At 58.0% G+C, this 15,267-nt stretch carries 14 protein-coding genes; 5 read left to right on the forward strand and 9 right to left on the reverse strand.

What is annotated here, in order from left to right; all coding sequences use genetic code 11:
- Position 1: 1 nt before the first annotated feature.
- The 6 genes from AC559A_RS06685 to AC559A_RS06710 all read right to left on the reverse strand — a co-directional run bounded on the left by AC559A_RS06685 (position 2) and on the right by AC559A_RS06710 (position 5,999).
- Positions 2–1,150 carry an HprK-related kinase B gene (locus AC559A_RS06685; protein WP_498816985.1) on the reverse strand — a complete coding sequence of 383 codons (1,149 nt, stop codon included), beginning with the start codon at positions 1,148–1,150 and terminating at the stop codon, positions 2–4.
- The gene (locus tag AC559A_RS06690; RefSeq protein ID WP_028572221.1) at positions 1,147–2,022 is read right to left on the reverse strand and encodes a GAK system ATP-grasp enzyme; all 876 of its coding nucleotides are present in this window, start codon (positions 2,020–2,022) and stop codon (positions 1,147–1,149) included. The genes AC559A_RS06685 and AC559A_RS06690 overlap by 4 nt, the downstream gene beginning before the upstream one ends.
- A gap of 54 nt (positions 2,023–2,076) precedes the next feature.
- A complete protein-coding gene (locus AC559A_RS06695; protein ID WP_498816987.1) occupies positions 2,077–3,723 on the reverse strand; it encodes a PhoU domain-containing protein in 1,647 nt (548 codons plus the stop codon).
- Between the two features lie 6 nt (positions 3,724–3,729).
- Positions 3,730–4,011 (reverse strand): amphi-Trp domain-containing protein, encoded by a 282-nt coding sequence (locus AC559A_RS06700; RefSeq protein WP_051434536.1) that lies wholly within the window; start codon positions 4,009–4,011, stop codon positions 3,730–3,732.
- A gap of 108 nt (positions 4,012–4,119) precedes the next feature.
- A complete protein-coding gene (locus AC559A_RS06705) occupies positions 4,120–5,304 on the reverse strand; it encodes a hypothetical protein (RefSeq protein ID WP_498816989.1) in 1,185 nt (394 codons plus the stop codon).
- Positions 5,305–5,333: 29 nt separating this feature from the next.
- A complete protein-coding gene (locus AC559A_RS06710) occupies positions 5,334–5,999 on the reverse strand; it encodes a GAK system XXXCH domain-containing protein (RefSeq protein ID WP_498816991.1) in 666 nt (221 codons plus the stop codon).
- 890 nt (positions 6,000–6,889) lie between these two features.
- On the opposite strand from AC559A_RS06710, the gene AC559A_RS06715 reads away from it, so the two are divergent.
- From AC559A_RS06715 to AC559A_RS06725, 3 genes are read left to right on the forward strand one after another with little or no spacing between them, the layout of a single operon-like run.
- Positions 6,890–8,107 (forward strand): quaternary amine ABC transporter ATP-binding protein, encoded by a 1,218-nt coding sequence (locus AC559A_RS06715; RefSeq protein WP_028572224.1) that lies wholly within the window; start codon positions 6,890–6,892, stop codon positions 8,105–8,107.
- On the forward strand, positions 8,100–8,927 hold the full coding sequence (locus AC559A_RS06720) for an ABC transporter permease (RefSeq protein WP_035261617.1): 828 nt from the start codon (positions 8,100–8,102) through the stop codon (positions 8,925–8,927). The genes AC559A_RS06715 and AC559A_RS06720 overlap by 8 nt, the downstream gene beginning before the upstream one ends.
- A gap of 35 nt (positions 8,928–8,962) precedes the next feature.
- On the forward strand, positions 8,963–9,820 hold the full coding sequence (locus AC559A_RS06725; protein WP_498816993.1) for a glycine betaine ABC transporter substrate-binding protein: 858 nt from the start codon (positions 8,963–8,965) through the stop codon (positions 9,818–9,820).
- A 124-nt stretch (positions 9,821–9,944) separates the two neighbouring features.
- On the opposite strand, the gene AC559A_RS06730 is transcribed toward AC559A_RS06725, so the two are convergent.
- Genes AC559A_RS06730 through AC559A_RS06740 form a run of 3 tightly spaced genes read right to left on the reverse strand, consistent with a single transcriptional unit; the run spans position 9,945 to position 13,356 of the window.
- Entirely contained in the window at positions 9,945–11,513 is a 1,569-nt protein-coding gene (locus AC559A_RS06730) for a response regulator (RefSeq protein WP_051434538.1), read from the reverse strand.
- Positions 11,514–11,515: 2 nt separating this feature from the next.
- The gene (locus tag AC559A_RS06735) at positions 11,516–11,965 is read right to left on the reverse strand and encodes a response regulator (RefSeq protein ID WP_028572227.1); all 450 of its coding nucleotides are present in this window, start codon (positions 11,963–11,965) and stop codon (positions 11,516–11,518) included.
- An 11-nt stretch (positions 11,966–11,976) separates the two neighbouring features.
- Positions 11,977–13,356 carry a sensor histidine kinase gene (locus AC559A_RS06740; RefSeq protein WP_498816996.1) on the reverse strand — a complete coding sequence of 460 codons (1,380 nt, stop codon included), beginning with the start codon at positions 13,354–13,356 and terminating at the stop codon, positions 11,977–11,979.
- Between the two features lie 358 nt (positions 13,357–13,714).
- Here AC559A_RS06740 and AC559A_RS06745 point away from each other — a divergent pair, with 358 nt between their 5' ends.
- Both AC559A_RS06745 and nth read left to right on the forward strand, forming a co-directional pair.
- Positions 13,715–14,596 carry a DMT family transporter gene (locus AC559A_RS06745; protein WP_498816998.1) on the forward strand — a complete coding sequence of 294 codons (882 nt, stop codon included), beginning with the start codon at positions 13,715–13,717 and terminating at the stop codon, positions 14,594–14,596.
- 1 nt (position 14,597) lies between these two features.
- Positions 14,598–15,239 carry an endonuclease III gene (gene nth, locus AC559A_RS06750; RefSeq protein WP_498817000.1) on the forward strand — a complete coding sequence of 214 codons (642 nt, stop codon included), beginning with the start codon at positions 14,598–14,600 and terminating at the stop codon, positions 15,237–15,239.
- Positions 15,240–15,267 lie beyond the last annotated feature (28 nt).

Consider the following 15,267-nt stretch of genomic DNA (forward strand, 5'->3'; position numbering starts at 1 on the left):
CTCATCCCTCTCCCTGCTGCCCCAGATAGTGGACGCAGGCATCGGCCACATGGTCGAAGTCCACTCCGCCCCGGGCCTCGAACACCGCGCATTTTTTGAAAATATCCAGATAGCTCCCGGGCTGGAAACGGTATGCGACGTCGGGCCGGGGGAGGAAGAAAAGGCCTGGGGATTTGATCACCGTGTCCAGCAGTTCCGGGCGTTGGGCAAGGTCCACCAGTTCCAGGGAGGTGCGGGGATATTTGGGTTTCCAGTTCAGGATCACCAGACCGACCATCCGGGCGGAATCAAGAAATTTGCCCTGGCCGAAGCATTCATCCAGGTAGACATCGTGCTTGTGCTCCAGGTTCCACAGCTCGTCCGGCTCCATCCGGGCGTACGCCTCCTTCTGGGAAGCGTCCAAAAGTCCGGACAGAGAGGGGTTGCCCAGAATCGTTCCCGGATTGACACGGGGAAGCTTGGCCACGCCGTGCATGGTCGGGCCGCCCTGAAGCGGATCCAATCCTGCGTCCTGGATCAACAGTCTATCATTGCTGACGAAGTCCAGGCCGCGGCGCATCATATGCAGGGCCAGAGTGGACTTGCCCATCCCGGAAAAACCGGCCAGGGCCAGACCGTTGCCGTTCAGGGAAACCCCGGCCGCATGGCAGAGCAGGCTGTTTCGATCCAGCATCCACTGGATGAAGCGGCTGTTGATGAAGTTGATCACCTGGTTGTCGTTGGCCAGGCAGGGGCCGACCGCCAGATGCGTTTCCCGGTCGAAATAAAAGAGCATCCCGGTGAGGCGCTTGCGCACGAACCGCCCCTCTCCATCTTCAAGGGGCAGATCCAGATACTCTTCCTTGATCTTGGTCTTGCCCGGATCAGGCTGCTTGACCATCCACGGCAAAGCCGGGTTCCAAACATCCGTCTCCAGGGCGGTCACGGCCATGTCCGGAGCATCGCCGCTTCCGAAGTCCTCGCCCCGGTCCAGAAAATCCCTGTAGTAGCGCGTAAGGTTCGTGACCAACGCGGGATTGTTCGCCCTCACGGCGATCCGGCAGTCTCCGAAGCGCAGCCGCAGCGACGCCCAGGCGTCTTTTCCGGCATCGACTTCGGCGATTCGTTCCAGGAGTTCGACGCGGAGGCTTTCAGCCGGAGCAGTGCTCATGATTGCACCCGATTCAGGACGTGCTCCGCAAAATGCACCGAGGCATCCAGGCCCCGGGCCTCAAGCAGGCCGCGAAAACCGCCGAAGGCCGAAACTTCGAAGATCATCGGTCCGTCCTTGGATTCCATCACGTCCACGCAGGTGAAGTCCAGCTTGAACAGGTTCTGGGCCGTCCAGGCCAGATCGATGACCTCCTTGCCCGGCTCATAGCCCGCGTACTTGCCTCCGCTGGACGTGGACGTGTTCCAGGCCCCGGAACTCTGCCGGGCATACGTCCCGAAATACTCTCCCCCCAGGAAGACGATGCCTAGATCCTTGCCCGGCGTTTCCAACATTTTCTGGATGTACATCACGGGATTGCCCTGTTGTTGAAAGCGAATGATCCGCTCCCGGCATGAGGGGTCGGCCTGGATCACCTCCATGCCCCGGGCCTTGGAGGTGTAGAGCGGTTTGAAAACGGCCCTCCCGTATGTTTCCACGGCCTCCACCGCGGCTTCCACGTCCTCGGTGATGGTGGTCGGCGGCATGGGCATGTTTCCGGCCCGCAGGATCACGGTGCAGCTCAGGCGATTGAGGGCCGAGAGGATCGCGGTCGGGTTGGAGAAGATGGGCGTCCCGTTCCGGGCCAGCAGTTCCAAAAGGCTCAAACGGTCCTGCATGTCCGGCGAATAGACCGGGCCGATCTTCTTCACGGTCAAGGCGTCGAAGGTCGACAGATCTTCACCGTTGAACCACATCCGTCCGCTGTCCAGGTCCATATGCACCCCGGCCATGTCCACGACGCGGCGAAAACCGGTCCTGGCCTCAAAAGCGTCGGCCAGCTTCTCCGTAGACCAACTCCCGGGATTGCCGATGACCGCTATCCGTTGCATGCGTCTTTCCTTTTGCTTCTGATTGAGTTTCGGGTTCGGAACCACCGGCCCAGGTCAATAATACCGATACCGCAGGATGTGATCCGGCACCTTGAATGTCTCCCAGGGCTTGCCGCGATGGGCCAAGACCAGTTCGGCGAGATAAATTCCCCTGACGAACATGCTCGCAGCGAATTCCTCGTTCAATTCGAACCGGGTCGAGGTGATGAAGGAACGGATCAAGCCCAGAGCGAGGCGGATTTCAAAGGTCGCATCCTGGTGCTCCCGAGCGAATTGTCGGGCAAAATGCAGAAAGTGCAGGCCGACCTGATTCAGCTTGCATCGAACGACCTTGTCGAAAATCGGAATCCGGAAGTTGGACACCAGAAATACGGACACGTCCTGCAGATAATCCCCGTCCTTGGAGCGATGGACGTCGATGTAGTGAATGCGCTGCTCTTTCTGAGTATAGATAATGTTGTTGCTGTTGTAGTCCCCGTGAATGAACACCGTAAACGGAGAGGTTGCCTTCCTTTCCACTTCGCGCAGTTGTTCCAGCAGTTCCATGGTCGAAGGAACCTTCAGGCCGCAGAACTGTACCTGGGGCGCGTTGAATTCCGGATGGGCCACGAAAACGTCCTCGACGCGGGAAAACAACTGTTCGATGAACGTGCAGGGAAGCTCTCTGGTTTGGAGCGTTTTCTGCCAGATCATGGTCGCGGTTTCCTGAACCAGAAAAAACGCGTCCTCGAACGTCTCCTTGTCGTCGTTGAAGACGATTTCCTGAAACGTGCATCCCGTCAAAAACTCCAACAGGATCGAAGCGTTGTCCCGGCTTTCCTGAAACCCGAACACCTTGGGCGTCAGGCCGGGCAGAATCGCTTCCCATATCTGGATGTTTTCCCTTTCCTGGGCGATCTTCTTGAACTTGCCTTCCTTGAAGATGACCCCGGTGGAATCGCCCTGGCCGTCGCTGGAAACCTTCCCGATCCGGCAGCCTGACCGGGTTCCCCAAATGGATTCGAACTCCACCTCCCGCATCGGCAGGTCGAACCCCAGGTTGTCCAGGGATTCGCGCAGAGCCTGAAACTGGTTGATCTTCAGCTTCTCGCCGACCACGGAAAAGATCACCGCCTCCCCGATGTTCAGCAAAGAGTCCCCCATCCGCTCCAGATACCGAAAGATGAACAAGGTGGTGATCAGGTTGTGGGTCGCGCGGCGGGCTTGAAGCTGGGAGATGATCGTGTCGAAATTGTGCTTGTAGAGCTTGTCCAGGATGAATTCGGACCGGCAGATGCGCAAGGCCAGGGAGAGGTCCCGGTGGAACAGGGCGCGGACCACGATGTCCAGAGCCCCGAGAATCTGACGAAAAAACGGCCGGTATTCGTACTGATCCAGGAAGCGAGGATCGGAAAGATACTGCACCTGGCGGACGATATTCACGGAAAAATCGCTGATCCGCTCCAGATTGCTGCTGATGATGTTCACGGCGCGGATAAAGTCGATCCCGGACTTGTCCAGATGGGCCTGGCTGTGCAGCCGTGAAAAACAGGTATTTTCTATGACGCTCTTGAAGTTGTCGATATAGTCGTCCCGGGAGGCGACCTTCTCGATGTTCGCGGCTTCCGGCGCGACCAGCACCTTCAGGGTCTCGTCCACCTGTTTGGCCACTTCCAAGACCATGAATTGGATTTTCTGCTCCAGTCCCTCGAAAGCGTGCATGAATGCCTAGCCTTTTTCCTTGGCTTCAATAACCAGCGGACCATCCACGAACATGCTGCTCTCCGAGGCCTGCTCCCAGCGAAAACGCAAAACCATCTTCACCTCGCCGTCCTTTTTCTTGGTCTCCACGTCGAACTTGATCAGACTCTGTGGTTCCAGAACCAAGCGCTTGTCCTTCCAGGAAAATTGCAGCTTGCCGTTCAGGAAGCCGTCGCTGAGCGCATTGAGATACTTGCCGATGGATTCCTTGTCCTGCAAGGATTCGTGCCGAAACTTTTCATCCGCCATGTTCGTTCTCGCTTTATTGTAGTTGCAATGCCCAAACTCCAACCTTGGGAAATCTGCCTCCTGCCCCCCGACTCCTGACTCCTGAATTCCGACTTCTGTCTCTCTTTCTCACCCATCCAGCCGCGCTTGATACTCCTCAATGCTCCGCGCCCGGCTGGCATTGCCCACGATCAGGCTTTTGCGGATGGACAGGTCGTCCCAGGCCGGCTGAACGCCGATGTCCCGATAGTACTTTTCAGCTTCGGCCTGGGCGGGGTCCTTGAGCTTTTCGGTCATGTGCGTGTCGTCGCCCATGAACACCAGCAAGGAGCGGTCGTCCACGCCCCGGCTCTTGTTCTGACGGTTGATCACGTTGACCAGGAACTCGGTGTACTCCTGGGACTGAGGATTCCAGACCTCGTAGCCGTCCACGTCGTAATCCGCCAACAGAATCGGCCAGAACTGCTCCGGGTGCGGAACCACCACGCCACCACCCAAGGCCCTGGCTTCCTCGATAAACTCAGAGGTCCGGTAAAAATAGGTCGGGCTGAAATTTTCCTTGACCATACGCTTGACGGTCTTCAGGAACACCTGGGCCCGGTGGACAAGGGATTCGGGATAAAGGTCCGCCTGGGCGGTGATGAACTCCCGGATCAGCTTGTTCTTGATCATGTCCCGGGGAAGGCTCTGCTCATGTTCGTCCAGGAGCATTCGCAGCTTCATGGCCTGTATCCGGGAAAATCGGACCACGTCCTCGTCCACTCCGGTTTCCTCGGCGGCCAACTGCAAATAGTCCTCGAACTTGGTGTTGGTGACCATGTCCAGAAAGGCGTACAACTGGCTGGAACGGTACCGGAAGGTGTGGTCCAGCATGGACTTGAACACGTCCGCGGATTCCAGCCTGCTGGTCCGGAAGTGCAGCAACAGCTGGACCTTGCGCTGGAAGCCGTGAGAATAGCAGTCCACCTCCACCCCGGAGTAGTCACCGTACTCCATGAGCACGTTGTGCTGGGTGGGAATGATCAATTCGCATGCCTTGCTGGGAAAGGTGCCCTCGATCCGTTTACGGATCAGATCCATGGGAACGAACTCCGGGTGCCAATGGATGGCCAACACCTCGTCCTGCCGGGGCAGCACCTCCAGCGGGGTAACGATCCGCCGCACCTGCTCCGGGGTCAGTTCCTGGGACGTGATCGCACGGAAGCACGCAACGTCCGCCTCGGTCAATCGCGGCGGATACTCCAAACTCTTCACCACCATTTTGGAGTCGTCCCGTTTGACGATTTCCATTTTCCTGCTTTTCGCGGCCAACATCGCGCCCTCCCTTTGCTCGTGCTTTCCGGTCAATCGTACTTCTTGTGACATTGGGTCTTGAGCGTGTTCAGCACGTGCGTCGCCTGGTACGCGGCCTCCAGATCCTTGCGCTGAACCGCGTCGGCGAATGCGGCCACGGCCTCGGTGTAGGCGGAATAGAATTCATCACCCTTGCCCGGATACCGGACCATGTCCGCGGAGTCGCGCAGGAATTCGTCGATATCCATCTGGGACGGCCAACTGTTTTCATGCAGGGAGTACATGATGTTCTTGAACGACTTCTTCATCCGTTTTTTCAAGGAACCATAGCTCCCGCCGGGTTTGCCGAGCTTTTGGGGCATGCCCGATACTTGCACCTCAAATGCCTCCCCGGTCCGGTCCTGGTCCTGAGTCTGGCCCTGGTCCTGCTCCAAATCACGGGGCTGGGCATCCAATCCGTCACCAGCAACACTTTCGACTTCTTCCAGGTCATCGGGGAGATCGAACGTGCGATCACCGGATGAAATCCGGATCTTCACATCCGCCATGCCCGCGGCGTTGCGAATAGTCAGCGATATCTTCTCCACTGAGTTCCAGGCGAGTTCCATGGTGTCCAGACTCAACCGTCCCCGCTCCATGGCATCGGCCATGCTGCGCAGAATTTCCGCTAACTGCTCCGGGGAGCAGGTCATCTTCATTTTGTCTTCACGTTCCATGGAACCTCCTGTTTATCCCTTTAAAACTCCGTACGCGCCAAGAACTCAAAAAGAAAAAGTCCGTCGCGCTCAGGACGCTGAACGCGACGGACCTTTTCGAATGGAGGTGCGAGGCAGATGGAGAGTGCCCTTGGAAGGGTTGGTTTGCATGACGATCATGTTACAATTTCCAGACGATTTGATGGCGTGTCCCATTTAATGACCTGAATGGCATGCTCCGTTTTGTCGTCGAATGCGGATTAAAATCCGTGACGAGTATTCCCCTGATGCCGTCCGTCGTCAATCCAAGGCTCGCCGGTCGAATATTTCTGTCGCGCGCGCTGCGGGAAGAGCAATTCCCAACGCCCCCACTGGCCCCACCATGTAGCCATCCGCAAAAATCAGAAAACAAAAACATACCCAACGAATACGACAATTTCGCGTCATCGGCTCAGCGAGGCCCCTACCGAACCCTTCTTGACGGGAGCGACCAATTACACGGCAATTCTCCACAAATCAAAACAAAAACTTCCTAAAAGCAAAGTTGCTCACCACAAGAGCAAACAAAATTACCGGTAATGACGCATTATTAACCCACAAATAGTAAAAAATACTCTGGTAAATACATATATAAATTTGACACGCAATGAAATAGACATAAATACAATACCGTTCGCTTCACATTTCAAGAATAGCCAAAATACTTCTTTCACTATCCTCAAAAAAAATCGCAATTTTTTTTTGCGTATGCTGGTTTTCCTTCCCCTTTCTTATCTCTTTTGCGAATCGCGGATTTTCAGTTTTTCAAAATAGCGAAATTCATGTTGACGAACCACCATGTTTGATGTAATTTACTGAGATAACGTAGCCAGACGGCTGTTCTTCATCATCCAACAACAGAGGACGCTTTCATGTCAGAAACCACCCGGGAACCGAAAATTCGCGTCGAGCACCTGACGAAGATTTTCGGCTCCAACTCCAAGGAAGCCTTGAAGCTGCTTCAGTCCGGGGTCGGGAAAGACAAGATTCTGGAAAAGACCGGGTGCGGGGTGGGCGTGGCGGATGCCAGCTTTACCGTGGCCCCCGGAGAGATCGTCGTGGTTATGGGGCTTTCCGGCAGCGGCAAGTCGACCCTGGTCCGGTGCATCAATCGCCTGATCGAGCCCACCGCCGGCAAGATCCTGATCGACGATCAGGACATCACCACCCTGTCCATGGACGAGTTGCGCCAGGTCCGGCTGACCAAGCTGGGCATGGTCTTTCAGAATTTCGCCCTGTTTCCCCATCGCACGGTTTGTCAAAACGCCGAGTACGGCCTGGAAATCCAGGGCATGGACCCGGCCAAACGGCGCGAGAAGGCCATGATCGCCCTGGAGCAGGTTGGCCTGAAAGGCTGGGAAGACTACTACCCGGTCAATCTTTCCGGCGGCATGCAGCAGCGCGTCGGACTGGCCCGGGCCCTGGCCCTGGATCCGGACATCCTGCTCATGGACGAAGCCTTCAGCGCCTTGGATCCCCTGATCCGCGGGGACATGCAGGACGAATTGATCAATCTGCAAAGCAAGATGCAGAAGACCATCCTGTTCATCAGCCACGACCTGGACGAAGCCCTGAAGCTCGGGGACCGGATCGTACTGATGAAAGACGGAGCCATCGTCCAAATCGGCACCGCGGAACAGATCCTGACCAACCCGGCCAACGAGTACGTTTCCCGCTTCGTGGAAAACGTGGACATCACCAAGGTACTCACCGCGGAGTCCGTGATGATCAAGCCCAAGGCCGTGGTCTTTCTCGCGGCCCATGGTCCCAAGTCCGCGCTCCGCTTCATGCAGAAGCAGGGGCTGTCCCAGATTTTCGTCCACGATGAAAAACACAAGGTCATCGGCTACGTCACGGCCGACGAGGCTTCCGAGGCCACCAAGCGCGGCGAGACCGAGCTGCACCACATCATGCAGACCGACTTCGTCAGCGTGCCTCCGGACACCCCGGCCGCGGACCTGATTCCGATCATGGCCAACCTGCCCCATCCGTTGCCGGTCGTCGGCACTGACGGCAGACTGATGGGAGTGATCATTCGCGGGTCATTGCTGGCGGCCTTGGCCGAACGTGGGAGGAACAACGATGCCTAAAATACCTATTGGAGCGACCATTGAGGCGATCATCGACTTTTTGGTCACCAACTTCTCCTTTCTGACCATCGCCTTCACCAGGGTCATGGAGATCGTGATCCGGGCCATTGAAAACGGCCTGCTGTTCCTGCCGCCTTGGCTGTTCATTCTGCTTGCCGCCGGATTGACTTTCTGGCTGACCAAGAAACGAGGCATCGGTATCTTTACGCTGCTGGGCCTGGCCCTGATCTGGAACATGGGGTTGTGGGTGCCCACGGTGAGCACCATCACCCTGGTGCTCATCGCCACCCTGACCGCCCTGAGCATCGGCATTCCCATCGGGATATTGGCGGCCCTGCACAGCGGCGTGAACCGGGTCGTGCAGCCGGTTCTGGACGTCATGCAGACCATGCCGGCCTTCGTCTACCTGATCCCGGCGATCCCCTTTTTCGGTCTGGGCAAGGTGGCCGCCATCTTTGCCACGGTGATCTTCTCCATGCCCCCGGCCATTCGTCTAACCTGCCTGGGCATCAAGCAGGTGCCGCGCGAATTGGTGGAATGCGCCGACGCCTTCGGTTCCAACAAGTGGCAAAAGCTGTTCAAGCTGCAACTGCCCCTGGCCACGCCGACCATCATGGCCGGCGTCAACCAGACCGTGATGCTCGGCCTGTCCATGGTGGTCATCGCGGCCATGATCGGCGCACGGGGCCTGGGCGGCGAGGTCTGGCGGGCCATCCAGCGTCTGCAGATGGGCAGCGGCTTCGAAGCCGGTCTGGGCATCGTGATCGTGGCCATCATCCTGGACCGCGTCCTGCAGCACTTCGGCACCAAGAAAAACTAACCCTCAACCTAATCTGAAACCAAGGAGGTTTTATCATGATGAGTAAAAAACTGTTTCGCATCCTGCTGGCCCTGTCGGTCATTCTGTTGGTGACCGCCGGTACGGCGTCCGCTCAGGACAAGTCCGTGCGTATCGCCTACGTGGAATGGGACTGCGCCGCGGCCAGCACCCACGTGGTCCAGGCGGCTCTGGAAGAAATGGGCTATGACGTGGAAATTCTACCCGTGGCCGCCGCGGCCATGTGGCAGGCCGTGGGCACCGGCAACGTGGACGGGATGGTCACCGCCTGGCTGCCCGTGACCCACGCCGACTACTACGAGCGAGTCAAGGACTCCGTGGTAGACATGGGCCCCATTGTCGGCGGCGCCAAGCTGGGTTGGGCCGTACCCTCCTACGTGACCATCGACTCCATCGCTGAAATGAACGACCATGCGGACAAGTTCAACGGTCGGATCATCGGCATCGATCCGGGCGCCGGCCTGATGCGCCTGTCCGAAGACGCGGTGCGTGAATACGGTCTTACCAAGTTTGAATTGATCGAAGGCAGCGACGCCACCATGACCGGGGCCCTGAGCAACGCCGTGGACCGCGATGAATGGGTGGTCGTCACAGCTTGGTCCCCGCACTGGATGTTCGGCGTCTGGGATCTGAAGTACCTGGACGACCCCAAGGGCATCCTGGGCGGCGAAGAAAGCATCCACACCATCGTCCGCCAGGGCCTTGAGGAAGACAAGCCGGAAGTCTACAACTTCCTGAAGAACTTCGCCTATGAAAGCCCCAACCAGTTGCAGATGATCATGGCCTGGAACCAGGAATCCGGCGCGGACCGCCTGGAAAACGCCAAGCGTTTTCTGCGCGAAAACCCGGAGCAGTTCGAGAGCTGGAAGAAATAGACTCCTTGCCTCTTATACGAACAAACAAAAAGGCCGCCCATTGGGCGGCCTTTTTGTTTGCGCGGCGCGTCTCCGTGCCGGCCCCTAAAGCCATCGCCAAAACTTCACCCGAAAAGAACGGTTCTCATCTCCCGCAATGCCGCCTGACCATTTCCTCCAAGTCCTCGATCCGGACCGGCTTGGCCAGATAGTCGTTCATCCCCACGTTCAGGAAGCTCTCCCTGTCCCCGGGCATGGCTTTGGCGGAAAGCGCGATAATCGGAATGTCCTTGATGCGTCGCAGGCTTTCCCAGGTTCGGATGGCTTTCGTGGTCTCAATGCCGTCCATTTGCGGCATTTGCACGTCCATCAGGACGCAATCGAAATTGTCCGTTGCCAGCAGGTCCAAGGCCTTTCGGCCATCCTCGGCCACAGCGACGTGATGTCCGACACGCTCCAGCAACAACCGCACGGTGATCTGATTGGCCGGATCGTCCTCGGCATAAAGGATGCTCAGCCCTCCTTTCTTTTCTCCGGGCCATGTTCCTGGACGATCCAGATCCCCGGTACCGCCTTCGGGCATCATGAGCGGCAAAAGCACATGGAACGTAGAGCCTTCTCCCGGAACGCTCTCCACGGAAAGGTTTCCCTCCATCAAATCCACCAGCCGCTTGACGATGGTCAATCCCAGCCCCGCGCCCTGATATTTGCGGGTGATGGAGGAGTCCTGCTGTACGAACGGCTTGAACAGATCATCGAGTCGGTCCTCCTGCATGCCGATCCCGGTGTCGGACACCGAAATCAGCACGCGCAGCCGATTTCCCCGATTCATCCCCACCGGCGCGACGTCCACGCGGACCAGTCCCTTTTCAGTAAACTTCACGGCATTGCCGATCAGGTTGAAAAGAATCTGGCGCACCCGGACCGCGTCGCCCAGCAGAGTGGCCGGAATGGCCGGATCATACCGTCCTTCCAGACGGATGTTCTTCTCTTCGGCCGGCAGTGAGAACAAATCCATGGCCGAATCCGCCACGTCCCGAAGATTGATCCGGTCCTTATGAACTTCCACCTGGCCCGAGTCGATGCTGCAAATGTCCAGAATGTCCGAAAGCAGCGCGGCCAGGCGCTCCGCCGAGGTCAAGGCCAACCCCATGAAGCGCTTTTGATCAGGGTCCAACGGCGTGGTTTGCATCAACTGCAACAGGCCCATGATTCCGTTGAGCGGCGTGCGGATCTCATGGCTCATGTTCGCAAGAAACGCGCTCTTGACCTCGTTGGCGGCCTCGGCCGCCTTTTTGGCCACCACCAGAGCCTCGTGAGCGGCTTTCTTGTCCCGACGGTTCTCCGCCTCCTTAAGTTCCCGCATGACCGCCGGCGCGAGCCTGGCCAGCTTGTCCTTCATGACGAAATCATGCACCCCGGCCTTCATGGTCTCCACGGCCATCTCCTCGCCGATGCTCCCGGAAACCAGGATGAACGGGATGTCCAGGCCGCTGCGCTTCAGAACGTCGAGGGCCTGGAACGAATCGAACTCGGGCATGACGTGGTCGGAAACGATCAGGTCCCAGGGCTCCGATCCCAAGGCGTCTTGCATGGCCTGCCTCGTTTCCACCCGCTTATGGACCAGCTCCAGCCCGGCCTTTTTCAAGGCCCGGACAACCAGCAACACGTCGTCTTCGGAGTCTTCAACGATCAGTACGCGCAACACGGACATTTTCATCCTCCCTTGGGAAGCGGGGGTGATTCATTCAACACCAGCCAGTACAGACCGAGCTGACGGACGGCGTCTATGAATTGCTGAAAATCCACCGGCTTACGGATATAGCTGTTAGCGCCAAGGCTGTAGGTCTCCAACCGGTCCCGCTCCTCGCTGGAAGAGGTCAGCATGACCACGGGCAGCAGCTTGGTCGACTCGTTGGCGCGAATCCGGCGCAGCACCTCGATGCCGTCCAGTCGCGGGAGCTTGATGTCCAGAAGGACCACCTGCGGCTGAACGCCCACGTCCCTCCCGGCATACGCCCCCTGCCCGAAAAGGTAGTCCAAGGCCTCCACCCCGTCTTCAGCCACCACCAACTCGTTCAAAATGTTATTTTTTTGTAGTGCTCTCCGAGTGAGTAGGACATCATCGGGATTGTCCTCCACCAGGAGAATGATTTTGCGAGACATCCATACCTCCGTTAAACAAGTTGATCCCCGACGGCCGAAACATCCGGAAGGGTGAAGAAGAAGGTCGCCCCCTTGTCCGGTTCGGCTTGGGCCCAGATTCTTCCGCCGTGTCGCCTGATGATCCGGGTCGTGGTCGCCAACCCGATTCCCGTCCCGGGAAACCGTTCCAAGGAGTGCAGGCGTTGAAACGCCGTAAACAATTTTCCGGCATAGGTCATGTCGAATCCAGCGCCGTTGTCCTTGAGAAAAAAGACCTCCTCGTTGCTCATCATGCGCCGTCCGAACTCGATCCTGGGGCGATGGGCGTATCGGGTGAATTTCCAGGCATTGTCCAGAAGGTTCTCCAGAACGATCAGAATCAAGGTCGGGTCGGCGGTGGCGATCAACCCCTGTTCCACGACGGTTTCCACGTCCCGCTCCGGCTCGGACTCCGACAAGCCGACCAGAACGTCCTCGGTCAATTGACTGAGGTTGACGTTCGTTACGCTGAGTTCAGCCCGTGACACTCGGGACAGCTTGAGCAGATCGTCAATAAGCAGCCCCATGCGCTGGCTGGCCTTGCGCACCCGATCCAGGTAGTCCCGCCCCTGGTCGTCCAATTGGCCGTGATAATCCTCCAGCAGAGCTTGACTGAATCCGTCGATGCCGCGCAACGGGGCGCGCAGGTCGTGGGACACGGAGTAGCTGAAGGCCTCCAGTTCCTGATTGACTTCCTCCAGCCGGGCGGTCCGCTCCTTGACCCTCAGCTCCAGTTGCTGGTTCAGCTCCCGCAGTTCCTCCTCGAATCTTTTCTTTTCCGTAATGTCACGAACAAAAACAACGGCCCCGTCACGTCCCTGAAACTGGATAGGGGCGGCGCTGACGTCCACGAAAATCTCACTTCCATCAAGCCTGAGATGGATTTGTTCAAGAGACGGTACGGATTTTTTTCCCTCGTTGAGCAGACGTATCCTTTCTCTGACCACGGAATGATAAGCCGGGTGAAAGCGTTCCAGGACCGGACGCCCGAGGAGGTCACGACGGTCATCTGCTCCGTAAAGTTTCAGGGCCTCGTCGTTCAGATAGGCGAACGATCCTCGTGTCTGAATAAAAATGGGCAGAGAGGCGTTGTCCACCAAGCGACGAAATTGACGCTCGTGGAGAATCAACTGCCGGCCCTTTTGCTCCAGAAGCAGAACCTGTTTTCTGAGCGCGAAATAGAGCAGAATGGCCGTGACCAGGACGAAAAACCACCCTTTGTAGGTCTGTAACCTGATCAAAGTGCCTGGGTCGTCGACCAACAAAGCCAGCAGATGATCGGAAAAGGCGATCCAAATCCCGGCCACCAAGGCATAGGCAATGGCGGTACGTGAAGGAATATACGATTTGAGCTGGCTGTTGATTTCCGGCATGGAGCGTCGCCGCGGTTGAGCAATGAGGTGAAGGAAGAGGGGGCCAAAAAGCGAAGGAATTGACTTGATTTCAAAGATAGAAAACGCACGGCTCGCGTAGGTCGGCGCATATTCGACGAACCTACTCTGCTTTCTTATTGCAAGCCAGCGTCAATCGCAAGCATGCCCGACACGATTCGCCGCCGGCATTTCTCGCCGCCCCTTCCTCCGGCATTGTACATCCGACCAAATCCCGCTAAACAAACCGGCACCTCTTCGTGTCCGAGCCTGGAAACGCCACAGCCTGAACCGGATGCTCAAGCCGCAAAACCGCCGGATCAAGGCGCGAGCAAGACCGATCCCAACCTTCCTACCTTACATGGATACCCGACAACGCACGGCATACGCCTACGGTCTGGCCACGGTCCTGCTCTGGTCCACCGTGGCCTCGGCCTTCAAGATTTCCCTGCGCCACGTGGACCACATCCAGTTATTGTGCGTCTCCACCCTGGTCTCCGCCCTGACCCTGCTGGCCGTCCTTGTCGCCCAAGGCAAACTGCGCTCCCTGCGCGGCCTTTCCGGCGCGGACCTGGGCCGCTCCGCTCTGCTGGGACTGCTCAACCCCTTCCTCTACTACCTGATCCTGTTCAAGGCCTACGACCTCCTCCCGGCCCAGGAGGCCCAGCCCCTGAACTACACCTGGGCCATCACCCTGGCCCTGCTCTCCATCCCTTTGCTGGGCCAGCGGATCACAGGCCGCGACTTTTTGGCCATGGGCGTGAGCTACCTGGGCGTGCTGACCATCTGCACCCGGGGCGACCTCCTCGGACTGTCCTTTGCCGACCCTCTGGGCGCGGGGCTGGCCCTGGGCAGCACCGTGATCTGGGCCCTGTACTGGATCTTCAACACCCGGGATGCCATGGACCCGGTATTGCGGCTGTTCCTGAACTTCGCCTTCGGGTTCGCGTACATCCTGCCCGTGACGTTCCTGTTCTCCGATCCCCTTGCCGTAAACCTCCCCGGCCTGCTCGGCGCGGCCTACGTGGGCGTCTTCGAAATGGGGATCACCTTCATCTTCTGGCTCAAGGCCCTGAAGCTTTCCCGGACCACGGCCCAGGTGGGCAATCTGATCTACTTCTCGCCGTTCCTCTCACTGATATTCATCCGCATATTTGTCGGTGAGGAAATCCTGCCCTCGACCATTGTCGGCTTGGGGTTGATCATTTTAGGGAACGTCGTGCAAAAGCGCTCGGAAGGATAAAATGAGCGAAAATATCAACGCTCGCGCCACCCAAATCTCCGCCCGCCTCCACTCCCGCTACCCGCTCCCCGTGACCATGCTGGACTGGAAGAATCCCTGGGAGTTGCTGGTGGCCACGGTCTTGGCGGCCCAGTGTACGGACGCCCGGGTGAACATGGTCACGCCGGAATTCTTTCGCCGTTGGCCGGGTCCGGGGGAATTGAGCGTCGCGCCGCTTGACGAAGTCGAAAAGGTGGTCCATTCAACGGGCTTTTTCCGGCAAAAAGCCAAGAATCTCATCTCCTCGGCCAAGCGCATCATTGAGGTGTACGGCGGAAAGGTGCCGGAGACCATGACCGATCTGCTCACCCTGCCCGGCGTGGCCCGCAAGACCGCGAACATCGTGCTGTCCAATGCCTTGGGCAAGCACGAAGGCATCGCCGTGGACACCCACGTCCGCCGCCTCTCGTTCCGCCTTGGCCTGACAACCTCCACCAATCCAACGATCATTGAACGGGACATGATGCAGCTTTTCCCTCGCGACCAATGGGGCGACATCAACCATCTCCTGGTCCTCCACGGCCGGGACACCTGTCCGGCCCGCAAGCCTCAATGCCCCGGCTGCATCCTCACGGACCTCTGCCCCAAACACGGACTATCCTGAATTCCGAATCCTGACTCCTGACTCCTAA

This window comes from Desulfonatronum zhilinae (assembly GCF_900182865.1).
Taxonomy (GTDB): domain Bacteria; phylum Desulfobacterota; class Desulfovibrionia; order Desulfovibrionales; family Desulfonatronaceae; genus Desulfonatronum; species Desulfonatronum lacustre.